Annotated in this window: 26 protein-coding genes; 9 read left to right on the top strand and 17 right to left on the bottom strand. The window is 69.9% G+C overall.

Annotation, left to right across the window (positions count from 1 at the left end):
* The first annotated feature begins 20 nt into the window (after positions 1 to 20).
* Complete coding sequence (locus tag ACXJJ3_RS09350; RefSeq protein ID WP_458169569.1) at positions 21 to 290, top strand: SAV_915 family protein; 270 nt, start codon at positions 21 to 23, stop codon at positions 288 to 290.
* On the opposite strand, the gene ACXJJ3_RS09345 is transcribed toward ACXJJ3_RS09350, so the two are convergent.
* Genes ACXJJ3_RS09345 through ACXJJ3_RS09335 form a run of 3 tightly spaced genes read right to left on the bottom strand, consistent with a single transcriptional unit; the run spans position 268 to position 4,888 of the window.
* Positions 268 to 915 (bottom strand): ABC transporter ATP-binding protein, encoded by a 648-nt coding sequence (locus ACXJJ3_RS09345; RefSeq protein WP_458169568.1) that lies wholly within the window; start codon positions 913 to 915, stop codon positions 268 to 270. The genes ACXJJ3_RS09350 and ACXJJ3_RS09345 overlap by 23 nt on opposite strands.
* Positions 912 to 1,778 (bottom strand): ABC transporter ATP-binding protein, encoded by an 867-nt coding sequence (locus tag ACXJJ3_RS09340; protein ID WP_458169567.1) that lies wholly within the window; start codon positions 1,776 to 1,778, stop codon positions 912 to 914. The genes ACXJJ3_RS09345 and ACXJJ3_RS09340 overlap by 4 nt, the downstream gene beginning before the upstream one ends.
* Complete coding sequence (locus ACXJJ3_RS09335; protein WP_458169566.1) at positions 1,775 to 4,888, bottom strand: FtsX-like permease family protein; 3,114 nt, start codon at positions 4,886 to 4,888, stop codon at positions 1,775 to 1,777. The genes ACXJJ3_RS09340 and ACXJJ3_RS09335 overlap by 4 nt, the downstream gene beginning before the upstream one ends.
* Positions 4,889 to 5,039: 151 nt before the next feature.
* On the opposite strand from ACXJJ3_RS09335, the gene ACXJJ3_RS09330 reads away from it, so the two are divergent.
* Genes ACXJJ3_RS09330 through recO form a run of 3 tightly spaced genes read left to right on the top strand, consistent with a single transcriptional unit; the run spans position 5,040 to position 7,627 of the window.
* Positions 5,040 to 6,032 carry an aldo/keto reductase gene (locus tag ACXJJ3_RS09330; RefSeq protein ID WP_458169565.1) on the top strand — a complete coding sequence of 331 codons (993 nt, stop codon included), beginning with the start codon at positions 5,040 to 5,042 and terminating at the stop codon, positions 6,030 to 6,032.
* On the top strand, positions 6,029 to 6,871 hold the full coding sequence (locus ACXJJ3_RS09325; protein WP_458169564.1) for an NAD(P)H-binding protein: 843 nt from the start codon (positions 6,029 to 6,031) through the stop codon (positions 6,869 to 6,871). Before ACXJJ3_RS09330 ends, ACXJJ3_RS09325 begins: the two co-directional genes overlap by 4 nt.
* 12 nt (positions 6,872 to 6,883) lie before the next feature.
* Positions 6,884 to 7,627 carry a DNA repair protein RecO gene (gene recO, locus ACXJJ3_RS09320; protein WP_458169563.1) on the top strand — a complete coding sequence of 248 codons (744 nt, stop codon included), beginning with the start codon at positions 6,884 to 6,886 and terminating at the stop codon, positions 7,625 to 7,627.
* A 34-nt stretch (positions 7,628 to 7,661) separates the two neighbouring features.
* On the opposite strand, the gene ACXJJ3_RS09315 is transcribed toward recO, so the two are convergent.
* A complete protein-coding gene (locus tag ACXJJ3_RS09315; protein WP_458169562.1) occupies positions 7,662 to 8,615 on the bottom strand; it encodes a hypothetical protein in 954 nt (317 codons plus the stop codon).
* Positions 8,616 to 8,656: 41 nt separating this feature from the next.
* The gene (locus ACXJJ3_RS09310; RefSeq protein ID WP_458169561.1) at positions 8,657 to 9,133 is read right to left on the bottom strand and encodes a hypothetical protein; all 477 of its coding nucleotides are present in this window, start codon (positions 9,131 to 9,133) and stop codon (positions 8,657 to 8,659) included.
* A gap of 269 nt (positions 9,134 to 9,402) precedes the next feature.
* Here ACXJJ3_RS09310 and ACXJJ3_RS09305 point away from each other — a divergent pair, with 269 nt between their 5' ends.
* Genes ACXJJ3_RS09305 through ACXJJ3_RS09295 form a run of 3 tightly spaced genes read left to right on the top strand, consistent with a single transcriptional unit; the run spans position 9,403 to position 11,453 of the window.
* On the top strand, positions 9,403 to 10,302 hold the full coding sequence (locus tag ACXJJ3_RS09305; RefSeq protein WP_458169560.1) for an isoprenyl transferase: 900 nt from the start codon (positions 9,403 to 9,405) through the stop codon (positions 10,300 to 10,302).
* A 60-nt stretch (positions 10,303 to 10,362) separates the two neighbouring features.
* A complete protein-coding gene (locus tag ACXJJ3_RS09300; RefSeq protein ID WP_458169559.1) occupies positions 10,363 to 10,539 on the top strand; it encodes a hypothetical protein in 177 nt (58 codons plus the stop codon).
* A complete protein-coding gene (locus ACXJJ3_RS09295; protein WP_458169558.1) occupies positions 10,539 to 11,453 on the top strand; it encodes a hypothetical protein in 915 nt (304 codons plus the stop codon). Before ACXJJ3_RS09300 ends, ACXJJ3_RS09295 begins: the two co-directional genes overlap by 1 nt.
* Here the strand turns inward: ACXJJ3_RS09295 and ACXJJ3_RS09290 are convergent.
* From ACXJJ3_RS09290 to ACXJJ3_RS09275, 4 genes are all read right to left on the bottom strand, one after another.
* Entirely contained in the window at positions 11,430 to 12,071 is a 642-nt protein-coding gene (locus ACXJJ3_RS09290; RefSeq protein WP_458169557.1) for a response regulator transcription factor, read from the bottom strand. The genes ACXJJ3_RS09295 and ACXJJ3_RS09290 overlap by 24 nt on opposite strands.
* A complete protein-coding gene (locus tag ACXJJ3_RS09285; RefSeq protein WP_458169556.1) occupies positions 12,068 to 13,273 on the bottom strand; it encodes a sensor histidine kinase in 1,206 nt (401 codons plus the stop codon). The genes ACXJJ3_RS09290 and ACXJJ3_RS09285 overlap by 4 nt, the downstream gene beginning before the upstream one ends.
* An 89-nt stretch (positions 13,274 to 13,362) precedes the next feature.
* A complete protein-coding gene (locus ACXJJ3_RS09280) occupies positions 13,363 to 14,172 on the bottom strand; it encodes an ABC transporter permease (RefSeq protein ID WP_458169555.1) in 810 nt (269 codons plus the stop codon).
* The gene (locus ACXJJ3_RS09275; RefSeq protein ID WP_458169554.1) at positions 14,169 to 15,050 is read right to left on the bottom strand and encodes an ABC transporter ATP-binding protein; all 882 of its coding nucleotides are present in this window, start codon (positions 15,048 to 15,050) and stop codon (positions 14,169 to 14,171) included. Before ACXJJ3_RS09275 ends, ACXJJ3_RS09280 begins: the two co-directional genes overlap by 4 nt.
* A 119-nt stretch (positions 15,051 to 15,169) precedes the next feature.
* Between ACXJJ3_RS09275 and ACXJJ3_RS09270 the strand changes: the two genes are divergently transcribed.
* Positions 15,170 to 16,264: an S-(hydroxymethyl)mycothiol dehydrogenase gene (locus tag ACXJJ3_RS09270; RefSeq protein WP_458169553.1), complete on the top strand. Its 1,095-nt coding sequence runs from the start codon at positions 15,170 to 15,172 to the stop codon at positions 16,262 to 16,264.
* Here the strand turns inward: ACXJJ3_RS09270 and ACXJJ3_RS09265 are convergent.
* Entirely contained in the window at positions 16,215 to 17,582 is a 1,368-nt protein-coding gene (locus ACXJJ3_RS09265; RefSeq protein WP_458169552.1) for an MFS transporter, read from the bottom strand. The two genes, ACXJJ3_RS09270 and ACXJJ3_RS09265, sit on opposite strands and share 50 nt — an antisense overlap.
* A gap of 120 nt (positions 17,583 to 17,702) precedes the next feature.
* Here ACXJJ3_RS09265 and ACXJJ3_RS09260 point away from each other — a divergent pair, with 120 nt between their 5' ends.
* Positions 17,703 to 18,644: a sigma-70 family RNA polymerase sigma factor gene (locus ACXJJ3_RS09260; RefSeq protein ID WP_458169551.1), complete on the top strand. Its 942-nt coding sequence runs from the start codon at positions 17,703 to 17,705 to the stop codon at positions 18,642 to 18,644.
* Here ACXJJ3_RS09260 and ACXJJ3_RS09255 read toward each other — a convergent pair.
* The 7 genes from ACXJJ3_RS09255 to ACXJJ3_RS09225 all read right to left on the bottom strand — a co-directional run bounded on the left by ACXJJ3_RS09255 (position 18,630) and on the right by ACXJJ3_RS09225 (position 23,852).
* Positions 18,630 to 19,124, bottom strand: coding sequence for a GNAT family N-acetyltransferase (locus ACXJJ3_RS09255; protein WP_458169550.1), 495 nt, complete (start codon positions 19,122 to 19,124; stop codon positions 18,630 to 18,632). The genes ACXJJ3_RS09260 and ACXJJ3_RS09255 overlap by 15 nt on opposite strands.
* 82 nt (positions 19,125 to 19,206) lie before the next feature.
* Complete coding sequence (locus ACXJJ3_RS09250; RefSeq protein ID WP_458169549.1) at positions 19,207 to 20,181, bottom strand: aldo/keto reductase; 975 nt, start codon at positions 20,179 to 20,181, stop codon at positions 19,207 to 19,209.
* 64 nt (positions 20,182 to 20,245) lie between these two features.
* Positions 20,246 to 20,677, bottom strand: a complete 432-nt coding sequence (locus tag ACXJJ3_RS09245) for a MerR family transcriptional regulator (protein WP_458169548.1) — start codon at positions 20,675 to 20,677, stop codon at positions 20,246 to 20,248.
* Positions 20,678 to 20,727: 50 nt separating this feature from the next.
* Positions 20,728 to 21,117, bottom strand: a complete 390-nt coding sequence (locus ACXJJ3_RS09240; RefSeq protein ID WP_458169547.1) for a Fur family transcriptional regulator — start codon at positions 21,115 to 21,117, stop codon at positions 20,728 to 20,730.
* A 52-nt stretch (positions 21,118 to 21,169) separates the two neighbouring features.
* A complete protein-coding gene (locus ACXJJ3_RS09235; RefSeq protein ID WP_458169546.1) occupies positions 21,170 to 22,168 on the bottom strand; it encodes a metal ABC transporter permease in 999 nt (332 codons plus the stop codon).
* On the bottom strand, positions 22,165 to 22,914 hold the full coding sequence (locus ACXJJ3_RS09230) for a metal ABC transporter ATP-binding protein (protein WP_458169545.1): 750 nt from the start codon (positions 22,912 to 22,914) through the stop codon (positions 22,165 to 22,167). Before ACXJJ3_RS09230 ends, ACXJJ3_RS09235 begins: the two co-directional genes overlap by 4 nt.
* The gene (locus ACXJJ3_RS09225; protein ID WP_458169544.1) at positions 22,911 to 23,852 is read right to left on the bottom strand and encodes a metal ABC transporter substrate-binding protein; all 942 of its coding nucleotides are present in this window, start codon (positions 23,850 to 23,852) and stop codon (positions 22,911 to 22,913) included. Before ACXJJ3_RS09225 ends, ACXJJ3_RS09230 begins: the two co-directional genes overlap by 4 nt.
* Positions 23,853 to 23,868 lie beyond the last annotated feature (16 nt).

Below are 23,868 nucleotides of genomic sequence, written 5' to 3'. Positions count from 1 at the left end.
CGTGGATTTAGCGTCGAATCGTGGACATTCGACATTGTGTTGACTGGTTCGTGCCGGTGCGCTGTGCGGACGGAGTCGCGGTAGTACAAACCGGCCGCTCACCGGACGGCCGCCGGGTCGGCATCGCCTTCACCACCTCCGCGGACCTCCGCGCGGCCTGCGGTGCGGCCGAATGGATGCGCCTCTCGGAGCCCGCGCTCCGGGACCTGCTCGAACCCTTGGGCATCACACGGATCCAGCTGGACCCCGCGCTGGTCGCCGTACCACTCAGAGGTGCCGTAGCCAGCTGAGCCGGCCCTCGTCCATCACGGCGTGACCGTCGGCGCTGTCGGCGACATTCGGATCGTGGGTGGCGATCACGACCGCCGCACCCCGGCGAGCTTCCGCGTGCAGCAGTTCGAGGACACGCTCGCGGTTGCTGCTGTCGAGCTCACTGGTCGACTCGTCGGCGAGAATCACCCGGCCGCGCTGAGCGATCCCACGCGCGACGGCGACGCGTTGCTGCTCACCACCGGACAGCTCCTCGACCAGGTGATCACCACTGTCCGCCAGCCCGACTCCTTCCAGTGCCTGCTGGATCCGCCGGTCGACCTCCGCGCCCGGCTTGCTCCCGGCAAGCAACGGCACCGACAAGTTCTCGCGCGCGGTCAACACCCGCGCGAGCCCGTTCCCCTGCGGAATCAACACCACACCGTGCTTCGCGGCCCCCGGACGATCCGCGATCACCCGCCCATCCACCTCCACCTGCCCCTTGGCCACCGGCACCGCTCCGGCAATTGCCCACAGCAACGAAGTCTTCCCGGCCCCCGAGGGCCCACTGACCGCCAGCACGAACCCGGGCGGCACGGTGAACGACACGTCGGACACCGCCGTCACGTCCCCGTACCGCACCGTCACCTGACCAACCTCAATCATCCGTTCCCCCTGCTTCCCGGCTCCTCCGCCGCCTCGTCCTCCTGGGTGACCGGCGTCAGGCGGATGGCGCCGCCTTCGGTGGTGACTTGGACCAGGGTCCCGGCTGGGAGTAGTTCGGCGACGTGGGGTGGGAGCGGTAGCGAGCCGTCCACCGCGACCACGGCGTACTCCTCGCCCGATCGCCCCTCGGAGGCGATTCGGCCGTCGCGGATGGTGATCGTGCGGGGGAGGGTGGCGGCGACCTCGGGGTCGTGGGTGACGAGCAGGACCGTCATCCCGGTCTCGCGGTTGACCGTACGCAACGCGGTGAGCACCTCGTCGCGGGCGCGGTGGTCGAGCTGACTGGTCGGTTCGTCGGCAAGGAGCAAACCGGGCATCGTCGCGATGCCGACCGCAACCGCACACAGCTGCACCTGTCCGGGCGTCAACCGCGACAGCTCCGCCGCCGCATAGTTGCCAAGACCAACGAGTTCGAGAACCTCCTGCGGTGCAGGCAGGTCGCGCCCCGACGGCGCGGCCTGCTGCGCGTAGCGGATGTTCTCCGCGGGCGTCAGGTACGGGATCAGGTTCCGCCCCGCACCCTGCAGCACGATGCCGACGTCACCCGAGCGCATCCGGTCCAGCTCGGCCTCGGTCATCGCGGCGACGTTGTGCTCACCGATCTGCAAGCGCCCCGCGCTCGGCGTCAGCAGCCCACCACACAGCTGCAGCAACGTCGACTTCCCGGCCCCGGACGGCCCGAGCAATCCGACGAGTTCACCTGGCCGAACGCTCATCCCGATCCCGGACAGCGCCGCGACGTCATGCCCATGCGCCCGGTAGATATGCACGAGCCCGGTAGTACTGATGGCGAGCCCGCTCATGTCAGCTCCTCCCGAATCCTGCTGTAGCTGGAGCGTCTGTTCACGCCGCTACCGAGCATCAACGTCACCGCGGCAAGGATCGCCGTACCGCCCGCCCAGAGCGCGATCGCGACCGGCCAGTTGATCCGCAGATCGAGCGGCACCGGACTGTCGCCGTTCGCGAACAACGGGATCAACGGCAACGCAACCCGTGCCCCGATCAACCCGCACACAGTCCCGAGCAGTACGGCGAGCGCAACCGGCCCGGTCTGTTCCCACCGCGCCGCGCGCCCGGTCGCACTCGCGGGTACTCCGGTCAGCTGAAGGCTCGCGTAGTCCTGCGCCCGCGAACGCCATGACGTGACGATTGTCAACAATAGGACGACGATCGCGAGCACCCACGCCGCGCTGCCCACGACCGGCGTGAGCTGCAGCGCGAGCGCGCTCGCGGACCGCTCGTACGCCGCGATCCGGTCGTCGCGGCGGTCGATCAGCTCGGCGCTCAGCCCAGCCTTGGTGAGCTGCTCGACGATCGTGTCGACGTTCGCCATCCCGGCCTTGTTCAGCCAGACCTCGAAGTCGGTCGAGCCCTCGTCGACGGCCCCGCCGAGCCGGCGCACCGTCTCCAGGTCGACGACCGCGGTCCGCGTCCCGTACCGGTTGACCGGTCCGTGGAGCCGATCGATCCGGTCCAGCGCCATCGGCGAGCTGTCGACCCCGGGGCTGGTGGTCGAGCTGTCGAAGCGGTACTCCGGCGTGACCAGCGCGGGCACCTCGGCCGGCACCGTCCGGTACTGCATGAACTGGTCGTTGCCGAAGCTCTTCATTCCGATTGTCAACAATCCGCCGGGCTTCGCCGTGGCCGCCCCCTGGTCGTTCTCGACCGCGCTGAGCGTCGACCAGTCCTGCGGCGTGCCGAGCGCGATGGTCGGATTGTCAGTTGTCGACAATCTGCTGATCGTCAGGTCGCCTTCGAGGCCGACCTGGTCGGTTGCCTCCCGGCCGACGCCGAGCCGGAGCAGGTCGCAACCGGCCGTGCACTCGATCGGTGCCTGCAGTACGACCGGCTTGGTCGCGGGAAGCGCCAGCGGCGGGAACGACACCAGGTACCGCGCGCCGTCGCGATGACTGACCACGTTCGCCCGCAGTACGACGGACTTCGGCCGGCCGCTGCCGATCTCGGTACCCGACGCGGTCTTCGCGGACCGCGCCGTGATCGGCCCGGTCGACACCGTCGCGGTCAGCTGGCTGCCGCGGAGCTGGATCGGCGCGGCGTCCGGCGCCTTCAACATCCGCCACCCGTCGGCGTCGGTGAGCTGTTGGCCCTGGAACGCGATCCGCCGGAAGCTGTCCGGTTCGATCATCTCGGTCTGCAGCGCGTCGGGGGAGGCCGGCCGGGCCAGCACCACCGGCGTCAGCCAGTGCCGGTCCGGGTCGATCTTGTCGACGGCCCCGAGGAAGTCGGCGAAGTACAGCGAGTTCATCCGCAGGACGCCCTCGGCGCCGGTCTCGTACCCGGAGCGGGCGTCGCGGTTGCGCGAGCCGACCGACGCGGCCTGCCCGGCGAACGTGAGCAACGCGGCGGCCACCGCGACCGCGGCCACAATCCGCGTCACCGCCGGCCGCCGCGAGACCTGCAACGCCCCGAGCGCCAGCCCCAGCCGCCCACGACGGAGCGCACCACGGCTGATCAGCCCGGCCGTCGGCAGCAACAGATGCGCGAACGCCAACCCCGCCGCGAGCCCCAGCAACGCTGGCGTCAGTACCGGCAACGGCCCCCGCCCGTCCCCGGTGAGCGCCGCCACCAGACCGGCCACGGCGAACACGATGATGCACAGATCGGCGACCCCGATCGCCCGCCCATGCCGCCGCGCGACCCGCCGCAGGAGAGTGGAGATAGGACGCCGTACGACGCCGCGCACCTGCAGCACCACCACCGCGAGCGCCACGACAACAGCCGCCCCGAGCGCGGCCGCCACCGTCCACGGCACCTCGACCGGCGCCCCGCCCCGCAGCCACGTATGCCGGACAACCGCCAGGATGCCGAAGCCCACCACACCACCGAGAAGCGTCCCGACCAGCACAGGCAACCCGAGCTCGACCGCCAGCGCCCGATGCGTACGGCGGGCCGACGACCCGCGCAACCGCGACAACGCGATCTCCGGCCGCCGCTGGTCGACCACGGCCGCCAACGCCAGCGCCAGTACGACGACTGCGAACAGCGCGACCTGCACCATCACCAACGGGATGATCGTGGTCGCCTGCTTCCGCTCCGCCTGGATCTGGTCGACCAGCGAGGCGAGCGACGACGTGACCTCGGCCAGGCCGCCGAGCTGCTCCTGGGCGTTCCCGTTGACGGTCCGGGTCGCGTCCTGCAGCCGGTCGAGATCGCCGAGCCGGTTCACGCCCGGGAGCGGCCGGAGGTCCGACGTGGCCTTCGTCGCGAAGTTGCCGTTGCCGGTCAGCGTCGTACGTTCGGTGAACAGCTCGTTCGACCAGCCGGGTTCCTCGGCGGCCGGCTTGCGCGAGTGCCCGGTCGGGTAGTCGCCGAACCAGTAGTCGCCGCGGGGCTCGTTCGGGCGGTAGAACCCGACCACCTTCACCGGCTGGGCCGCGCTGTCGCCACCGGTCGCCGCGGCCAGGCTCTGACCGACGGTGAGGTCCCAGAGCGACTTGTCCGCGACGGACGCGATCACCTCGTTCGCGGCCTTCGGACAGGACCCCTCGACGACGGCGAGCTGAGCGCAGTACCCGTCCCGCCAGCGCAGTCGTACGGTGACCGGGTCGTCCGCGGGCTTCGCGCGCCACGAGATGTCGGCGTAGTACCCGTGGACGGGCGGCGTGAAGTGCGACCGGAGGTCGGCGGGCAGGAGCTTGTCGAGCTGTTCCGGCGTGACCTGGACGTCACTGTTCGTACCGGTCTTCCAACCGGGCGTGGCGATCGCGGTGCGGGAGGCGATCAGCCAGGACGCCGGCAGCCGCTGCCCGGACAGCGTCTCGGTCATCACGGTCTGCTCGACGGCGCGCGCGAACCACGGCCCGAACACCGCGCAGGTACCGATCAGCAGGCTGACGCCGGTCAGTACCAGGGCCTGTGCCCAGCGGTACCGCAGCGCCCGTCGTAAGAACATCGCCACCCCCAGCGTCCGTGTCGCCCGCCGAATGTACGGAAAGTTCCGGCGACTGGGCCCGGCAGCGGCAAAATGTCACATTAATGTTGTCCAGACAGGAATCCCGGTGCCCCTTTCGCCCGCCGGACGGCCGCGGCGGTAGGTTCGGCACATGCGTTCTTCCCAGCTCGGTGACCTGACCGTTTCCAGCCTCGGCCTCGGCTGCATGGGGATGTCCCAGTCGTACGGTGTCCGCCAGGACGACGCCGAGTCGATCGCCACCCTGCACGCCGCCATCGACGCGGGCTGCACGTTCCTCGACACCGCGGACGTGTACGGCGACGGCGCGAACGAGGAGCTCGTCGGCCGCGCGCTGGCCGGCCGTCGCGACCAGGTGGTGCTCGCGACCAAGTTCGGCTTCAAGCGCCCGGCCGCGTCCGCCACCGAGGTACCGACGGTCGTCGACGGCTCCCCGGCGTACGCCGCGCAGGCCCTGGACGCGTCGCTGCGCCGGCTGGGCGTCGACCACATCGACCTGTGGTACCTGCATCGCCGCGACCCGCAGGTCCCGATCGAGGAGACGGTCGGCGCGATGGCCGCGGCGGTCGAGGCCGGGAAGGTGCGGTACCTCGGGCTGTCCGAGGTGAACGGCGAGACAGTGCGCGCGGCGCATGCCGTGCACCCGATCAGCGCCGTCCAGAGCGAGTGGTCGCTGTGGACGCGCGACCCGGAGACCGTCGTACTGCCGGCGCTGCGGGAGCTGGGCATCGGGTTCGTCCCGTTCAGCCCGCTCGGGCGCGGGTTCCTGACCGGGCAGATCACGTCGCCGGCGGACTTCCCCGAGGACGACATGCGGCGCGGGCTGCCGCGGTTCCAGGGCGAGAACTTCCAGCGCAACCTCGACCTGGTCGCGCAGGTGCAGGCGCTGGCCGCCTCGAAGGGGGTTTCCCCGAGTCAGCTGGCGCTCGCCTGGCTGCTTGCTCAGGGCAATGACGTGGCGCCGATCCCGGGCACCAAGCGGCGGTCGTACCTGACCGAGAACCTCGGCGCGCTGGACGTCGTACTGACCGCCGACGAGCTGGCTGCGCTGGACGCGACGTTCCCGGCGGACGCGGTGGCCGGGCAACGGTACGCCGCGGGCGGGATGAACCTGGTGGGCAAATGATCGGCATCACCGGCGCCACCGGGCAGCTCGGATCGCGGATCGTCGCGCGGTTGACCGGCGTACCGCTGCGGCTGATCGTCCGGGACCCGGCGCGGGCGCCCGAACTGCCGGACGTGTCGGTGGCGCAGGCGGCGTACGGCGAGCACCCGGCGTTGCTGTCCGCGCTGGACGGGGTCGATGTACTGATGTTGCTCAGCGCAACGGAATCGCCGGACCGGGTGGAGTTGCACAAGGCAACGGTCGACGCGGCGGTGGCGGCCGGGGTGCAGCGGATCGTGTACACGTCGTTCGCGGGGGCGGCGCCGGGGGCGACGTTCACCTTCGCGCGCGACCACTGGCACACCGAGGAGCACATCCGGGCGTCGGGGGTGGACTTCACGTTCCTGCGGGACAACCTGTACTTGGACCTGATCCCGGGGTTCGCCGGTGCGGACGGGGTGATTCGCGGGCCGGCCGGGGACGGCCGAACTGCCGCTGTCGCCCGCGACGACGTCGCCGCGGTTGCCGCCGCGGTCCTCCGCACCGCCGGGGCCTCGCCCGCACCGGACCAGTACTCGGGCGCCACCTACGACCTCACCGGTCCCGCGGCGTTCACCCTCGCCGAGGCCGCCGCGCTCCTCACCGACGTCTGGGGCCGCCCGATCCGCTACGAGCCGGAAACTCTCGACGAGGCGTACCGGTCCCGCGAGTCGTACGGCGCGCCGTCGTGGGAGGTGGCCGGCTGGGTCACGTCGTACGCCGCGATCGCCAGCGGCGAGATGGGCCACGTGTCGACCGCCGTGAAGGACCTCACCGGGCACGAGCCGATCGGCCTCGCGGAGCTTGTCGGACGCGGGTGAGAGACTGGGGGCGTGCCGCTCTACCGGGATCAGGCGATCGTGCTGCGCACCCAGAAGCTGGGTGAAGCAGACCGGATCGCCACGCTGCTGACCCGCGCCAACGGCAAGGTCCGCGCGGTTGCCAAGGGCGTCCGCCGTACGTCGTCCCGCTTCGGCGCGCGGCTCGAACCGTTCAGCTACGTCGACCTGCAACTCGCCACCGGCCGCACCCTCGACGTGGTCACCCAGGCCGAGTCGATCGCGGCGTACGGCGAACGCATCGTCAGCGACTACGCCCGCTACACCGCCGGCACCGTCCTCCTCGAGACCGCCGACCGCCTGGTCGTCGAAGAAAAAGAACCCGCCCTCCAGCACCACCTACTCCTGGCCGGCGCCCTCCGCGTCCTGTCCACCGGCGAACGCGAACCGGCCATGGTCCTCGACTCGTTCCTGCTGAGATCCCTGTCGATCTCCGGCTACGCCCCCTCCTTCGACGACTGCGCCCGCTGCGGCGAACCAGGCCCCCACCGAGCCTTCAACCCCGCCTCCGGCGGCATGGTCTGCACCACCTGCCGCCCACCCGCCTCAGCCATGCCGTCCCCCGCAACCGTCACCCACCTGACCGCCCTCCTCACCGGCGACTGGCCCACCGCCCTCCAAGCCGACCCCCGAACCCGCCGAGAATCCACCGGCCTGATAGCCGCCTTCTTCACCTACCACCAAGAAAACCAACTCCGCTCCCTCCCCCACCTAGACCTCACCCCCGGCGCCGGGTGAGCCTGCCCAGGCTTCGCACGACCTCGATCGCGTCTCAGCAGTTGTCTTTGTCGGCTTCCGCGGCTCCGCCATTCGGATCCACGAGCACGGGGACCGCCTCCGCGACACGGATCTGCGTCGTGGACTGCTTTGTCGTATTGATCTGCCCGGCGTCACCCTGAGTGCTTTCCCAGGTGATCACCCACTCGGCGACAGCTTTTACCGGGTACTTGCAGTTCGGCAGCTTCTGCGAGGTCTTCGAATATGTGTGACCGCAAGTGGGCGATTTCGCCGTGCCCTTCGAAGGTTCGTACGGCGTACCTGGACCGCCACACCGCACTGTGCTGCCGTCGCCCATCGTCCAGTCGATGGCCTTGACGTGACCCGTCGCGGTGACTGACAGACCTGGCACGCTGGCGTTCCGCACGATCGGGCCCCACGTGTTCTCGCTCTTCGTGACCCACATCCAGACAGGCATGTTGACCAGGCCGACCTGATCTGTCCCGGGCGCGGTGTTGATGACCGGCGAAGCCAACTGCATTGCAGCGATGGCCTCGTACGCCAATGTCACGGGGTCGACGACGACAGTATCCGGCTTGCCGGGCAACCAGACCCATTCGGTAACCAAATGCTTGCCTTTGTCGTAGCCCTGTTCGCGAGTGCAGGCCCAGATGGATCCATCGGTATGGCCCTGCCAGCGAAAATCGTCGAGCGGTGGCGGTGGCAATTCTTGTCTCATGTAGCACTGATGGCTGTTCGACCAATTGCCGAGGTCAGCGTCGACGCAGGCTTGCGCGGATCCGTGGAACTCGCACACGGGCTTGGTGTGCGTGTCCTTCTTCGGGGGCTTTCCAGGTGTCTCTGTTTCTTCGTTGTGCGTGATCGCAGTCTTCGGGACCCAGATGTAGACGCCCTGGACGAATCGGAGCTCTACGTTCCCTTTCGGCTTCGGAGGAATGACCGGTGTAGGGCCTCCGGCGGCGCTTACGACACCTACGACCGACGTCATCAGCAGCAGGCAGATAGCGAGTCCTGACGCTCGGCACGCTCTCAACACGGTCCGCCTGCCGTTTCGTCGGTGAAGAACCACAGTTTTGTGGAAGTCCCTGGCCGAGTCGTGTAGCGAAACTCAGCAGAGAAGGAGACGCGCTTGCTGCTGCTCGCCGCGACAGGGACGACCTTGTGGTCCTTCTGGAAGCGGAACGCCGTCGAGGAGAAGTCCACACACGACCGCAGCGCGACCTTGGGCTGCGCGGAATCAAGTTCGACAGCGGTCGGTGTGACCGAGACGATCTTCGCACTTCCGGATCGGTACCATCCGCTGTCGCGGAGGGTTCGTGCGTCGGCGATCGCAGCGACCATCCGTTTGTCGCTCACGCCGGCTGCCTCGAGCGGCGGCCGGGCAGGCGCGTTCGGAGCACCCAACGCTTTGTCGATCGCGGCGAGCGCAGTCGCATATCGCGCCTTCGCCGCCGCAATGGCGGCCTGTTGCTCCGCGCTCCACGCTGCCGACGGAGAACTGGGCACCGGCGTCGCAGTGGTGGACGACGGGGCGCTCGCAGACGACGCGCTGGGCGTCCTGTTGGGTTGGCCGGCCTCGGGGGAGCCGTTGCAGGCGGTCAGCAGGAGGAGGGTGCTGAGCGTGGTGGCGGCTGCGGTGAGTGGTCGGCGGGGCATGGGGTGGGGCTCCGATCTTGGGTGCTGGTGGTGTAAGGGTTGCATACGGAGGGTGTTCGGGGAGTGGGGTTGTCCACAGGTTTCAGGTTGCTGCAGGTGGGGGTGGGAGACTGCGGGGTATGTCGCCTATTGGTCGTCGCAGGAGTCGGGGGTCGGGGTCTCGGGAGCTGGAGTCTCGGGGGTTGGGGGCTCGGGGGTTCGGGGGGCGGGGGGAGCGGAAGGTCGTGGTGGCGCCGGAGGGGCATCCTTCGGGGGCGACGGTGCCGGACGTGCCGAAGGAGTTGGTGCCTCGGCATGTGGCGATCGTGATGGACGGGAACGGGCGGTGGGCCAAGCAGCGGGGGCTGGCGCGGACCGAGGGGCACAAGGCCGGAGAGGCTTCGTTACTCGATGTGATCAAGGGCGGGATCGAGATCGGGGTGAAGTACATCTCGGCGTACGCGTTCTCCACCGAGAACTGGGCGCGGTCGCCGGAGGAGGTCCGGTTCCTGATGGGGTTCAACCGGGAGGTCATCCACCGGCGGCGCGACGAGCTGGACGCGATGGGGGTGCGGGTGGTGTGGTCGGGGCGCCGGCCGCGGTTGTGGAAGAGCGTGATCGACGAGCTGGAGTACGCGCAGGAGCGGACCAAGGACAACGACACGATCACGCTGCAGTTCTGTGTGAACTACGGCGGCCGGGCGGAGATCGCCGACGCGATGCGGTCGATCGCCCGCGACGTTGCCGAGGGCAAGCTCAAGCCGGACCGGATCACCGAGCAGACGATCGGGCGGCACCTGTACGCGCCGGACATCCCGGAGGTGGACCTGTTCGTCCGCTCGTCGGGGGAGCAGCGGACGAGCAACTTCCTGGTATGGCAGCTGGCGTACGCCGAGATGGTGTTCCTGGACACGCTCTGGCCGGACTTCGACCGCCGGGACCTGTGGCGGGCCATCGAGATCTACGCTCAACGCGACCGCCGGTACGGCGGCGCCGTACCGAACGTGGTGACCGGGCAACCTGAGGGTCCTCTCAGCTGACCCCGCCGGGGAACGGAGTTCGACCCGGTAGCGTCTAGTCTCGTTGCAGATGTCAACGACATGAACGGGAGACGCAGCGTGCAGGACCAGCCGACGGACGAGACCCCGCAGCAGATCGTGGAGCGGGAGCTACGGGCCGCGCAGGAGCAGGTCCGGAGAGTGGCCGAGGAGCTGCGCGCCGGTCTGGCCGAGGACGACCGCCGCGCGGCGGAGGCACGGACGAAGGGCGAGCACTGATGGCGAACGAACGCGACATCGCGGTCCTCACCGACCGGGTCGCGCAGGCGATGAGCCGGGCGCGGGCGACTCTCGACAGCGTCGCCGACTCCCTCCAGGACAAGAACTACGGCCGCCTGCTGCAGAACCGGCTCGAGGACATCGACACGCTGAACGCCGGCGGTGCCCGGGTCCAGCAGGCCGAGTTCGAGGCCGACGCGCAGGGCAGGCTCGCGTCCCGCACCCAGGATCGCGGCGACATGGAGCGCTGGAACGACGCCGACTCCCAGGTGCGGCGTTCGTTCAACTCGGCGCAGCAGGATGCCGGGCATCTGATGTCGCGGATCGGTGCCGCGCAGCGGGAGCTGAACGAGTTCCACCGGGACCTGACCACGAGTTCGGCGCACCTCGACCAGGCGCTCCGCGATGTCGACACGCTCGAGCAGTTCCCGGAGTACGGCAGGTCAGAGACGTCCGAGGGACTGCGCGGCCGGCTGACCCAGCTGAAGAACGTGACCACGCGGGCCGACGAGGGCCTGAAGACGGCGTTCGACCGGCTGGACCACGCACGCACGACTGCCGGCCAGCTGGAGCGGAGCTCGCTGGAGGTCGGCGACGGGCGGCACTCGTCCGCGATCCGGGATGCCGGTACGTCGTTGACGAGCGACGTCCGCGGCGCCCGCGACGGCCTGTCGGAGACGCGTGAGCGCATCGACGCGAACATGGCCGACGTGCACGGCATGGCGCAGTACGGCATCGACGAGGCGAATCGGGCGGCCGAGCTGGAGAACGCGGTCCGCGCCGCGACGAACCCGACGACGGAAGCCGAGCAGACCGGCGATCACGCGGCGCAGCAGCCGAACGGCGCGCAGGACCCGCGGATCCGGTTTATGCAGGGTCACACCCAGGGTTCAGCGCCCGGGCGAGGGGAGTAGGCCGCGTTCGATTGCGACGGTGACGGCTCGGGTGCGGTCGTCGACGTCGAGTTTGGTGAAGAGGCGTTGGAGGTGGGTTTTCACCGTTGCTTCGCCGATGAAGAGTTCGCGGCCGATTTCGGCGTTGCTGAGGCCGCGGGCGACGGCGGCGAGTACTTCGAGTTCGCGGGGTGACGGGTGCGCTGCCGCGGGGGCGGCGGGGGTGCGCAGGCGGGACATGAGGCGGGCGGCGACGGGTGGGGCGAGGACGGTTTCGCCGCGGGCGGCGGCGCGGATGCCGTTCAGGAGGTCGGCGTGCGGGGTGTCCTTGAGCAGGTAGCCGGCGGCGCCGGCCTCGACCGCGTGCAGGATGTCGGTGTCGGTGTCGTACGTCGTCAGCACCAGCACCCGGGTCGCCGGGTACGTGGACACGATCGCGCCGGTCGCGGCGACCCCGTCCATCCGGGGCATCCGCAGGTCCATCAGGACGACGTCGGGCTTGGTGGATTCGACCAGCGCGAGCGCCTCGGAGCCGTCGCCGGCCTCGCCGACCACGGTGATGTCCTCGGTCACCGACAGCATGCCGGACAACCCGGACCGCACCACCGGATGGTCGTCGACGACGAGTACCCGAATCACACGTCCTCCTGCACAGCTGGGATCAGTACCTGTACGCGCGTCCCGCGACCGGGAGCGCTGTCGATCTGGACCGTACCGCCGGACTCCTCGACCCGCCCGCGCATCGCGTTCAGGCCGAAGCCGGCCGAGGCGACACCGGGGGAGAAGCCGGACCCGTCGTCGCGGATCTCGATCCACACCCCGTTGGCCGAGAGCCCGAGCGTGATCAGCACCTGGGTCGCGGCCGCATGCTTGCGTACGTTGGCCAGCGCCTCCTGCGCCGACCGCAGCAGCACCACCTGTTGCGCCTGCGGAAGCGCCGCGACCTCGTCGTCCGGCAGGTCGAGCGCGACCTGTACGTCGACCCCGGTCTCGGCGGCGAACCGTTCCGCCTGGCGTCGCAGTACCTCGGTCAAGGTTGCCTCCGACAACGCGACCGGGGTGAACGCGGCGACCAGCGCCCGCGCCTCGGCGAGGTTCTCCCGGGCGGTGTCCTCGATCGCGGCCAGCCGGGCGGCCGGGCTCCCGCCCTGGGCGAGCTCGGCCGCGGCGGCCTGGGTGAGCATCACGATCGACGTCATCCCCTGCGCGAGCGTGTCGTGGATCTCCCGCGCCATCCGCTCCCGCTCGGCCATCACGCCGGCGCTGTGGTGCGCCTCGGCGAGCTCGTCGCGCGCGGACTCGAGTTGCTCGATCAGCTCCGCGCGCTGCTGGCTCTGCGTGATCACCTTCTCGATCCAGATCCCGAACAGCAGGCTGACGACCAGGCTGACCAGCATCCACGGCAGGATCTGCCAGAACGCCGACCAGCCCCATCCCGCACTCCACAACTGCGCCGTACCGACGGCGACCACCAGCAGCGCGCTGAGCCCGATGCCCTCGCGCAGGTCCTCGCAGAGCAGCCAGATCTGCGCGGACGCGATGAACATCAGGAACACCGACTGCGGGTAGATCCCGATCAGCACCGCCAGGCAGGCGATCAGCAGCAGCCGATAGGCGTACGACGGGACCGCCCGGCGCGAGCGGACCGCGGGCAGCCCGATGAACTGGTACGCCGCCGCGAGCACCGCGACGGTACCGACGTACACCGACTGCCGCACTGCGCCCAGGTGCCCGAGGAACGACAGCGCCAGCGTCATCCCGAGCAGCACCCAGAACACGATGTGCCAGCCGACCAGTGTCCGGGTCCAGACGGGCTGCCCGGCGCCGCGTGAGTTCTGCACGGACTCCATCTTCCTCCACACGAGGATCCACAGACGGGGCCCGTGCCCGACGGGCTCCTCGGCAGCGCGGCGCGCGGGGAGCCCGTTCATCAGCCGGCGTCCCGCCGGGTCCAGCGGAACAGCCGCTGGGCGAGGAAGAGGCCGACGACCAGCCAGACGGTGAGCACGATCGCGCCGGTGCCGAGCTGCCAGGACCCGCCCGGCTCGTGCACCTCGAACCCGTCCGGGAGGAACACCGACCGCATGCCCTGCGCCAGCCACTTCAGCGGGAAGAACTCCGCCACGGTCCGCATCCACGCGGGCAGGCTGCTGTACACGAAGTACACGCCGGAGATGAACTGCAGCAGCAGGACCACCGGGGTGACGACCGCGGACGCGGCCCGGCCGGACTTCGGCACGACCGAGAAGGCGATCCCGAGCACCGAACCGGACGCCGTACCGAGGACGAAGATCCACAGGAAGTTCAGCCACTTCGACGGCTCGGTCGGGATGTGGACGCCGAGCGCCAGGCCGGCGATCGCGAGCAGCAGCGCGAACTGCAGGACCGAGGTGATCAGGACCATGCCGATCTTGCCGATGAAGTACGACTGCGGCGACATCGGCGTGCCGCGGAGCCGCTTCAGGACGTCCTGGTCGCGCTCGATCGCGATCGCGATGGCCAGCGACTGGAAGCTGGTCAGGAAGATGCCGGAGGCAATCATCCCGGGGGTGAAGTAGGTCGCGGCGGTGACGCCGCCGGAGAAGTCGGTGCCGCTGAAGACGGCGGAGAAGATGCCCAGGAAGATGATCGGGAAGAAGAACGTGAAGATCAGCTGCTCGCGTTCGCGGAAGAACTCCTTCACCTCGATCCCGGTCCGGGACAGCCCGACCTTGAGCGGGGACGGCAGCGCGGCACTCACTTGACTGCTCCTTCCAGAGCCGGAGCGGCGGCCGCCGACCCGATCAGTTCCAGGTAGATGTCTTCCAGGCTCGGCCGGCGTACTTCCAGCTCCGGCACTTCCGAGCCGCCGTACTCGGCCATCAGCCGCGCGACCTCGGCGGTCGGCTGGTCGGTGCGTACTTCGTGCATCCCGTCGGCGGCGAGCCAGGAGACGCGCGCCGTCCGGGCGCCGCGGCCGCCGAGCGTCTCCGGGGTCGCGACCTCGATCATCTTGCCGTCGGCGATCACGCCGACCCGGTCGGCGAGGTGCTCGGCCTCGTCCAGGTAGTGGGTGGTGAGCAGGATCGTGGTGCCCTCGGTGCGGAGCTCCTCGATCAGCGTCCAGAACTGCCGGCGCGCCTCCGGGTCGAACCCGGTGGTCGGCTCGTCCAGGAACAGCAGTTCCGGGTTGCCGATGACGCCGAGCGCGACGTCCAGCCGCCGGCGCTGGCCACCGGACAGGCTGCGGACCCGGGCCTTGCGCTTGTCCTGCAGGCCGACCGCGGCGATCACCTCGTCGGGGTCGCGCGGGTTCGGGTAGTAGCCGGCGAAGTGCGTCACCATCTCGGTGACCGACAGCACCGCCTCGTCCCGGGTGGTCTGCGCGACGATCCCGATCCGGGCCCGCCAGGCCCGGTCCGCGTGCGCCGGGTCCTTGCCCAGCACGCTGATCTCTCCGGCGTCGGCGTGGCGGTACCCCTCCAGTATCTCCACGCTCGTCGTCTTGCCGGCCCCGTTCGGTCCGAGCAGGGCGAACACCTCGCCCCGGTGGATGTCCAGGTCGACCCCGTCGACCGCGACCTTGTCCGGGTATTTCTTGACCAGGCCGCGCACCCGTACTGCGTTGTCGTTCTCCATGCCTCAACTCTGGCCCCGGCGGCCGGTCCGGCGGGAGCACCGCCCGGCGGACCTTCTGTCCCCCAACCGGTGGACAGAAGGGTGTACGCCGGGCGCCCCGGGCGGTTAGGTTCGGACGCATGGCTCAGACGGTGCGTGGTGTGGTGGCGGCGGGCAAGGGTGCTCCGGTGACGATCGAGGAGATCACGATCCCGGACCCGGGTCCCGGTGAGGCGGTCGTGAAGGTGCAGGCCTGCGGGGTCTGCCACACGGACCTGCACTACCGGGAGGGAGGCATCAACGACGACTTCCCGTTCCTGCTCGGGCACGAGGCGGCCGGGGTCGTCGAGGCGGTCGGCGACGGCGTCACCGACGTCCAGCCGGGGGACTTCGTGGTGCTGAACTGGCGGGCGGTCTGCGGCAACTGCCGGGCCTGCCTGCGCGGCCGGCCCTGGTACTGCTTCAACACCCACAACGCCCAGCAGAAGATGACGCTCGTGGACGGCACCGAGCTGAGCCCGGCGCTCGGCATCGGCGCGTTCGCGGAGAAGACCCTGGTCGCGGCCGGCCAGTGTACGAAGGTCGACCCGGCGGCCAAGCCCGAGGTGGCCGGGCTGCTCGGCTGTGGCGTGATGGCCGGCCTCGGCGCCGCGATCAACACCGGCAACGTCGGCCGCGGCGACACGGTCGCAGTGATCGGTGCCGGCGGCGTCGGTACGGCGGCCGTGGTCGGCGCCCGCCTCGCCGGAGCGGCGAAGGTGATCGCGCTCGACCTCGACGACCGCAAGCTCGGCACCGCGAAGGAGCTCGGCGCCACCCACACGATCAACTCCACCGGCCTCGACCACGACGGTGTCGTCGCGGCGGTCCAGGAGCTGACCGGCGGGTTCGGGGCGGACGTGGTGATCGACGCGGTCGGTCGCCCGGAGACCTGGAAGCAGGCGTTCTACGCGCGCGACCTGGCCGGTACGGTCGTCCTGGTCGGCGTGCCGACGCCCGAGATGCGGCTCGACATGCCGTTGCTGGACTTCTTCGGCCGCGGCGGCTCGCTGAAGTCGAGCTGGTACGGCGACTGCCTCCCGAGCCGCGACTTCCCGATGCTGGTCGACCTGCACCTGCAGGGCCGGCTGCCGCTGGACCGGTTCGTGTCGGAGACGATCGCGCTCGAGGACGTCGAGGACGCGTTCACGAAGATGCACCACGGCGACGTACTGCGGTCGGTCGTACTGTTCTAGCGAGGAACCCGGCGGCGACGATCCCGATCGCCGCCGTCACGGCAACCGCTCGACTCGTCGTCGTGAACGAAGACGACAGGTAGACCGTGCCGAAGATCGTGACGCCGCCGACCTGGCCGAGCTGCATCACCGTGGTGAGGATGCCGCTCGCGTCGGCGGCGCGGGGCAGCGGGACGTTCACCAGCGACTGGGTGACGAGCGGGCTCGCGCACAACCCCATCCCCGCGCCGGCCACCACCATCGCGGGCCAGCGGAACGACCCGACGCCCGCGTACCCGACGGCGCACAGCAGCAGCCCGGCCGGTACGACGAGGTGCTGCAGCCGGGCGGGGACGACCCGCCAGAAGTACCCGACCAGCCCGAAGACGACCGCGAACGGGAGCCAGGTCAGCCCGGCCCGCAGCGCCGACTCGCCGAGCTCGGTCTGCAGATGCAGTGTGAACGCGAACAGGAACCCGCCGAGCGCCAGCACCGCGCACACCATCGTCACCAGACCAGCCGGCAACCCACGGGCCCGCAGTACGTCCAGGTTGAGCAGCGGATCCGCCGTACGACGCTCGAACCGGACGAAGACCACCGCGAGCACGACACCGGCCGCGATGCAGCCGAACGTCCACAACGGCCACCCGATCTCGTGACCGACCACCGCGGGCAGGACCATCAGCAGTACGGCGCCGGTCGACAACGCCAGCCCGGTGAGGTCGAGGCGCCGCGCGGACGACGGGCGGTCCTCCGGCACCGACCGTGGCACCAGGATCGCCAGGCAGACGCCGACCGGGACGTTGACTAGGAACACCGGCCGCCAGCCGGAGCCCAGAAGATTCGCGCCGACCAGCAGGCCGCCCGCGATCAGCCCGGCGACCTGGCCGGCCGAGAGCGTCACGCCGTACGCCGACAACGCCTTCGCACGGGCCGGTCCGGAGAAGTGGGCCTGGATCAGGCTCATGATCTGCGGCACCATGATCGCCGCGGCGACGCCCTGGACGAACCGGAACAGCACCAGCGGCAGGATCGCCGGCGCCAGGCCGCAGCCGAGCGACGCGAGTGTGAACAGGATCGCGCCGGTCAGGTAGATCCGGCGGCGGCCGTACAGGTCGCCGAGCCGGGCGCCGGTGATCAGCGTCATCGCGTACGCGACCAGGTAGCCGCCGACGACCAGCTGCAGCCAGGCGCCGGAGGCATGGAAGGCGGCGCCGACGGCCGGCATCGCGACGTTCACGATCGAGGTGTCGAGCAGGGCCATGAACTGGCCGAGCAACAGGACGGCGAGCATCAGCCCACGACGGGTCGTCGCGGGACGGTCGATTACAGCGGTCATCAGGTTTCTCCCTCGTCTGCACGGGACGTCGGGGTATACCTGGCAGGTCCGCCGGATTCATCGGTGGCGGAGCGATGATTTCGGCCAGGTCGCGCAGTACATACCTGCAGGAGGCTGACGATGGACCGTGACGATTTCGACCGGATGACCGAACCGCACCGGCACGAGCTGCTGGTGCACTGCTACCGGATGGTCGGCTCCATCCACGACGCCGAAGACCTCGTGCAGGAGACCTTGCTCCGGGCGTGGCGGGCGGCCGACACGTACGACGAGCAGCGGGCGTCGATGCGGACCTGGCTCTACCGGATCGCGACCAACGCCTGCCTGACCGCGCTGAAGGGCAAGGGCCGGCGCGCGTTGCCGTCCGGGCTGGTGAGTGCGACCGAGGACGCACAGGCGCCGATCGAGCCGACATCGGAGGTCGCCTGGTTGCAGCCGTTCCCGACCGACCCGGCGGCCGCGATGGTCGCGCAGGGGAGTCTGCGGCTCGCGCTGATCGCCGCGATGCAGTACCTCCCGGCGCGGCAGCGGGCGGTTCTCGTACTGCGTGACGTCCTCGACTGGCCGGTCGCGGACATCGCCGAGGCGCTCGAGACCACCTCGGCGAGCGTGAACAGCGCGCTGCAACGGGCGCGGGCCAAGCTCGCCGAGATCGGCATCACCGAGGACGACGTCGAGGAGCCCGACGACCAGGAGATCAAGACGGTCGTCGACGACTACATCCGGGCGTTCGAGGCCGCCGACGTCAGCGGCCTGACCCGGCTGCTCACCGAGCGGGTCGTCCTCGAGATGCCGCCGGCCCCGCTGTGGTACGTCGGCCGCGACGCGTACGGCGAGTTCATGGCCCGCGTGTACGCGATGCGCGGCCCGGACTGGCGGCTACTGCCGACGGTCGCCAACGACCAGCCGGCCATCGGCGCCTACGTGCGCGGTGACGACGGGCAGTTCCACGCGCACAGCCTGCAGGTCTTCACCGTCGCCAAGGCCGGCATCACCCACAACGTGGTCTTCTTCGACCAGGACCTGTTCGAGTACTTCGGCTTACCGCTACACCTTGAATGAGATCCACAGGTCCGGCGTTGCGTCCGGGTTGCCGCGGATCGGGCGCTCCTCCTGCGTCCACACGTCCCCGGAGACCTCGGTCGCGACCCGCTGCCAGAACCGGACCGCCTTCTCGTTGTTGCCCTGGAACGCGACGTCGCACGGGCCGGGGTGGTGCGCCAGCACCTTCTGCACCGCCTCCAGCCCGTACCCGCGCCGCCGGGCCGGGCGGACCATGAAGAACGCGTTCAGCACGTGCACCGGCTGCTGCAGCGCCCGCATGAAACAGAACCCGATCGGTACCTCGCCCAGCGAGATCAGGTACCCGGCCCACTCCGGGTCACCGGTCAGGACCTTCTCGAGCCACTCGCTGCGGTAGCTGCCGTCGGGCCGCGGCAACTGCCCCTGGAACTCGGACAGGTCGTGGCGGAACAGCAGCCACAGCCGCTCCATCAGAATGCGGTCGGACACCTGCACGCGGCGCACCACCAGGTCGGTCATACGACTCCTCACAAAGGGTTCAGAACGCAGAAAAGCCTTCCGCCGGAAGAATCCGGTAGGAAGGCTTACTGCAGGCAGTTTATCAGTCCCGCGGTGCGGTCTGCCCGGCGACCCAGGTCATGTCGGGGTACCGGGTGCCGGCCGGGGCCAGCTTCGACAGTGCGTCGAGGTCGGCCGCGGACAGCCGGACGTCGAGCGCGGCCCGGTTCTCCTCCAGGTACTTGCGCCGCTTCGTGCCCGGGATCGGCGCCACGTCGTTGCCCTGCGCAAGTACCCAGGCGAGCGCGACCTGCCCGGGCGTCGCGTCGTACCGGGCCGCGACCGCGCGGATCTGCTCGACCAGTGCGAGGTTGGCGTCGAGGTTGTCCCCGGTGAACCGCGGCAGGGTACGGCGGAAGTCGTCGGCCGCGAGCTCCGTCGGCAGCGCCCCGGTCAGCATCCCGCGCCCGAGCGGCGAGTACGGCACGATCCCGATGCCGAGCTCGCGGCAGGCCGGCAGCACCGACTCCTCGATGTCCCGGCTGAACAGCGACCACTCGCTCTGGACCGCGGTGATCGGGTGCACGGCGTGCGCTCGCCGGATCGTCTCCGCCGACGCCTCGGAGAGCCCGAGGTACCGGACTTTCCCGGCCGTGACCAGCTCCGCCATCGCGCCGACCGTCTCCTCGATCGGGACGGCCGGGTCCATCCGGTGCTGGTAGTACAGGTCCACGTGGTCGACGCCGAGCCGCTGCAGGGACGCGTCGATCGCCGACCGGACGTACTCCGGCGAACCGTTGATGCCGCGGCGCTCGGGGTGGCGCGGGTCGCCGACGATGCCGAACTTGGTCGCCAGGAACACCTCGTCGCGGCGGTCCGCGATCGCCTGTCCGACCAGTTCCTCGTTGGCGCCGGCGCCGTACATGTCGGCGGTGTCGAGGAACGTGACGCCGAGGTCGAGCGCGCGGTGCAGGGTGGCGACCGACTCGTTGTCGTCGGCGGCGCCGTACGCGAAGCTCATGCCCATACAACCGAGGCCGAGCCGGCTGACCTCGGCGCCCTGAGTACCCAGTTCCATCTGCTTTCTCCCATCGCAAACCGGCCGAACCGTGCGCGACGGTCGGCTGGATCCAGTTGGTCTTCTACGGCGCGGCGGTGCCGCCGTACACGCCGATCTTGTAGTCGGTCACCGCAAGCGCGAGCTGCAGATCCCGCAACTGCTGCTCGATCCGCGCCCGGTGCTCCCGCATCAGCGCGAGCCGCTGCGTCTCGGTGCTGTCGCCCTGCCGAACCAGGTCCAGGTAGTGGCTGATCGTGCCGATCGGCATCCCGGACGCCCGCAGCCGGCTGATGAACACGATCCGGGCCATCGCCTGCCGGTCGTAGCTGCGGTAGCCGGCCGCGTCCCGGCCTACCTCGAGCAGGCCGATGCGTTCGTAGTACCGCAGGGTGTGTGCGGTGAGGCCGGTGAGGTCGGCGGCTTCGGCGATGGTGAGCTGCTCGGGGAGGTCGTCCGGGAGTTCCAGCAGGCAGAACAGCGTCGGATCGACCGGGTGCAGCTCGATCGTGGTCATGGAAATGACGCTACGCCTTAGAGCGCACTCGAAGGCAAAGGTGAGCTAGCTCACTTCTGGCAGTCGGCGCAGGTGCCGAAGATCTCCAGTGTGTGACTGATGTCGGCGAAGCCGTGTTCGGCGGCGACCTTGTCGGCCCAGCGCTCGACGGCCGGGCCCTCGACCTCGACGGTGCGGCCGCAGGTGCGGCAGACCAGGTGGTGGTGGTGCCCCTTCGAGCAGCGCCGGTACGCCGTTTCGCCGTCGGCGGTGCGCAGGACGTCGACCTCGCGGGAGTCCGCGAGCGCCTGCAGGGTCCGGTACACGGTGGTCAGGCCGACGGCCTCGCCGGCCGACCGGAGCTCCAGATGGATCTCCTGGGCGGTCCGGAAGTCGTCGATCTGGTCGAGCGCGTGCGCGACCGCCGCGCGCTGACGGGTCGAGCGTGTTCCGATAGCCACCGTTCCTCCTGTTGTCTCCCTGCCGTCCGTAATTCTCTCAGAAGTCCGCAACTCAGTGTTCGTCCCAGTGGTCACCGTGTGCCGCGTGCAGGTGACCGTCGTGGACGTAGTCGACGTGATCGCCGTGTTCGACCTTCTTGTGACCGCACTCCGAGCTGTGCGCGTGCGGGTGTCCCGCGCTCACCACATGCGGCGCAGGCGCCGGTACGCCGACCTCCGGCTCCTCGTCCGCCAGCGGCCGCGCGGACCGGCGGCGCAGCAACGTCCCGATCGTCGCGGCCACCACGAACCCGGCCAGCGCCAGTACGACGATGGTCGCGCCGGGCGCCACGTTCGCGTTGTACGACGTGACGATGCCCGCGAGGCACGCCAGTACGCCGATGATGCACGCGGTCACGAAGGTACTGCGGAACGACCGCGTGATCTGCTGCGCCGTCGCCACCGGGACGACCATCAGCGCGCTGACCAGCAGCAAGCCGACCGTGCGCATCGCCACCGTCACGGTGACCGCGGCCATCACGGCGATCACCAGGTTGAGCAGCTGCACCCGCAGTCCCGTCGTCCGGGCGAACTCCTCGTCCTGGCAGACCGCGAACAGCTGCGGGCCGAGGCCGATCGCGACCACCAGTACGGCGATCGCCAGGCCGACGACGACGTACAGGTCGCTCTGGGAGACGGTGGTGAGCGAGCCGAACAGGTACGTGTTCAGCGTCGCGGCGCCCTGTCCGGCGAGGCCGATCAGCAGGACACCGCCCGCGATACCGCCGTAGAAGAGCAGCGCGAGGGCCACGTCGCCGGTGGCCTTGCCGCGGGCGCGGACCAGTTCGATCGCGGTCGCGCCGGCGATCGAGACGATCACCGCGGTCAGCACCGGAGCGCTCCCGGTCAGCAGGCCGAGCGCGACGCCGGTGATCGCGATGTGGCCGATCCCGTCACCCATCAGCGACAGCCGGCGCTGCACCAGGTACGTCCCGATGGCCGGCGCGGACAGCCCGGTGAGCAGCCCCGCGATCAGCGCCCGCTGCATGAACTCCAGCTCGAACATGGTCATGACGGGAGCCATCCGGGTTCGTCGTCGGCGGTGTGCGGGTGGTGGACGTGGGCGTGCGTCTGGGAGGCGTGCGGCGGTCCGTCGTACACGATCCGGCCGCGGCGCATCACGACCGAGCGGTCGATCAGCGCGTCCATCGGGCCGAGGTCGTGGCTGACCATCACCACGGTCGTCCCGCGCTCGACGCGTTCGCGAACGGCGTCGGCGAAGATCTGCTGGCTGGCCAGGTCCACCCCGGCGGTCGGTTCGTCGAGCACCAGGAGGTCCGGATCGGACACCAGCGCGCGGGCGATCAGCACCCGCTGCTGCTGCCCGCCGGACAGTTCGGCGACCGCGTCCTTGCGCCGGTCCCACATGTCGACGACCCGCAGCGAGTCCTCGATCGCCTGCTTGCCGGCGGCACCGAGTGGTGCGAACAGCTTGCGCTTGGAGAGCAGCCCGGACGACACCACCTCGTACACGGTCGCCGGTACGCCGCCGGCCGCGGTGATCCGCTGCGGCACGTACCCGACCCGGCGCCACGCGCGGAACCGGGGGACCGGCGTACCGAACAGCTGGACCCCGCCGCGGGCCGCGGGCAGCAGCCCGACGACGGTCTTGATCAACGTCGACTTGCCGGAGCCGTTGGTGCCGAGCACGGCCACCACCTCGCCCTGGCGGATCCGCAGGTCGATCCCGCGCAGCACGAGCCGGCCGCCGAGGTCCACCGAGAGATCGTCGACGCGTACTGCGGTGTCGGCTGTCACGAGCAGCTGTTCGCCTTCTGGAGTTCCTGGAGGTTCTGCCGCATCAGGGTCAGGTAGGTGTCCTTGGAGTTCGCGTCGGACAGGCCCTCGATCGGGCTCAGCACCGCGGTCTTGACGCCGACGTCGTTCGCGATCGTCTCGGCCACCTTCGGACTCACCAGCTCCTCGTAGAAGATCGTGGTCACGTGCTGGGCCTTCACGATGTCCTGGACCTCCTTGATCCGGCTCGGGGTCGGCTCCGCGTCCGGCGTGAAGCCCGCGATCCCGACCATCGTCAGACCGTACCGCTTCGCGAGATACGCGAACGCCTGGTGGCTGGTCACGAACGTCGTGAGCTTGCAGGTCGCAAGCCCGGTCTTGTACTCGGTGTCCAGCGCGCCGAGCTGGGCCAGCAGCGCCTTGGCCCGCTCGTGGTACCCGGCGGCGTGCGCGCTGTCGACGGTCGCGAGCTTGTCCTCGACCGCCTTGACGACCGCGGCGTACCGCACCGGGTCGAGCCAGAAGTGCGGGTCGAGCGCGTTGTCGTGGTGGACGGCGGGCGCGGCGTCGGTGTGCTCCTCGAAGTCCGCGCCGGTGTCCTCGAGCTGGGCGGCCGGGGCGACGTCGAAGCCGGCGTCCTTGGCGTTCTGCGCGACCGCTTCGTCGACGGCGGGCTGCAGGTTCTTCTCGTACACGACGAGCTTGGCCTCGGCGATCGAGGCGACCTGCTTGGGCGTCAGCTCGAGGTCGTGCGGTTCGACGCCGGGAGCGGTGAGAGTGGTCACGTGCACGGCGTCGCCGCCGACCGTGCGGGCGATGAACTCGAGCGGGTAGAACGACGCGACCACGCTGAGCTTGCCGTCGGCAGTACCGTCGGCGGTCGCGGCGCCGCACCCCGCGAGGGCGAGGACGGCCAGCGTCGCGGCACCGGCAATAATTGCTCGAAGACCAGATCTCATGACAATCATTTTCATT

Source organism: Kribbella sp. WER1, from assembly GCF_054189145.1.
This window is presented reverse-complemented; position numbering and strand designations above follow the sequence as displayed.

What these genes read in the sequence shown, in the direction of transcription:
- ACXJJ3_RS09225 (WP_458169544.1), bottom strand. Translation starts at nt 23,852, where the DNA reads ATGAGATCTGGTCTTCGAGCAATTATTGCCGGTGCCGCGACGCTGGCC.
- ACXJJ3_RS09235 (WP_458169546.1), bottom strand. Translation starts at nt 22,168, where the DNA reads ATGACCATGTTCGAGCTGGAGTTCATGCAGCGGGCGCTGATCGCGGGG.
- ACXJJ3_RS09275 (WP_458169554.1), bottom strand. Translation starts at nt 15,050, where the DNA reads ATGGAGAACGACAACGCAGTACGGGTGCGCGGCCTGGTCAAGAAATAC.
- ACXJJ3_RS09345 (WP_458169568.1), bottom strand. Translation starts at nt 915, where the DNA reads ATGATTGAGGTTGGTCAGGTGACGGTGCGGTACGGGGACGTGACGGCG.
- ACXJJ3_RS09270 (WP_458169553.1), top strand. Translation starts at nt 15,170, where the DNA reads ATGGCTCAGACGGTGCGTGGTGTGGTGGCGGCGGGCAAGGGTGCTCCG.
- ACXJJ3_RS09340 (WP_458169567.1), bottom strand. Translation starts at nt 1,778, where the DNA reads ATGAGCGGGCTCGCCATCAGTACTACCGGGCTCGTGCATATCTACCGG.
- ACXJJ3_RS09245 (WP_458169548.1), bottom strand. Translation starts at nt 20,677, where the DNA reads ATGACCACGATCGAGCTGCACCCGGTCGATCCGACGCTGTTCTGCCTG.
- ACXJJ3_RS09335 (WP_458169566.1), bottom strand. Translation starts at nt 4,888, where the DNA reads ATGTTCTTACGACGGGCGCTGCGGTACCGCTGGGCACAGGCCCTGGTA.
- ACXJJ3_RS09265 (WP_458169552.1), bottom strand. Translation starts at nt 17,582, where the DNA reads ATGACCGCTGTAATCGACCGTCCCGCGACGACCCGTCGTGGGCTGATG.
- ACXJJ3_RS09325 (WP_458169564.1), top strand. Translation starts at nt 6,029, where the DNA reads ATGATCGGCATCACCGGCGCCACCGGGCAGCTCGGATCGCGGATCGTC.
- ACXJJ3_RS09315 (WP_458169562.1), bottom strand. Translation starts at nt 8,615, where the DNA reads ATGACGTCGGTCGTAGGTGTCGTAAGCGCCGCCGGAGGCCCTACACCG.
- ACXJJ3_RS09330 (WP_458169565.1), top strand. Translation starts at nt 5,040, where the DNA reads ATGCGTTCTTCCCAGCTCGGTGACCTGACCGTTTCCAGCCTCGGCCTC.
- ACXJJ3_RS09260 (WP_458169551.1), top strand. Translation starts at nt 17,703, where the DNA reads ATGGACCGTGACGATTTCGACCGGATGACCGAACCGCACCGGCACGAG.
- ACXJJ3_RS09295 (WP_458169558.1), top strand. Translation starts at nt 10,539, where the DNA reads ATGGCGAACGAACGCGACATCGCGGTCCTCACCGACCGGGTCGCGCAG.
- ACXJJ3_RS09255 (WP_458169550.1), bottom strand. Translation starts at nt 19,124, where the DNA reads ATGACCGACCTGGTGGTGCGCCGCGTGCAGGTGTCCGACCGCATTCTG.
- ACXJJ3_RS09305 (WP_458169560.1), top strand. Translation starts at nt 9,403, where the DNA reads ATGTCGCCTATTGGTCGTCGCAGGAGTCGGGGGTCGGGGTCTCGGGAG.
- ACXJJ3_RS09300 (WP_458169559.1), top strand. Translation starts at nt 10,363, where the DNA reads ATGAACGGGAGACGCAGCGTGCAGGACCAGCCGACGGACGAGACCCCG.
- ACXJJ3_RS09250 (WP_458169549.1), bottom strand. Translation starts at nt 20,181, where the DNA reads ATGGAACTGGGTACTCAGGGCGCCGAGGTCAGCCGGCTCGGCCTCGGT.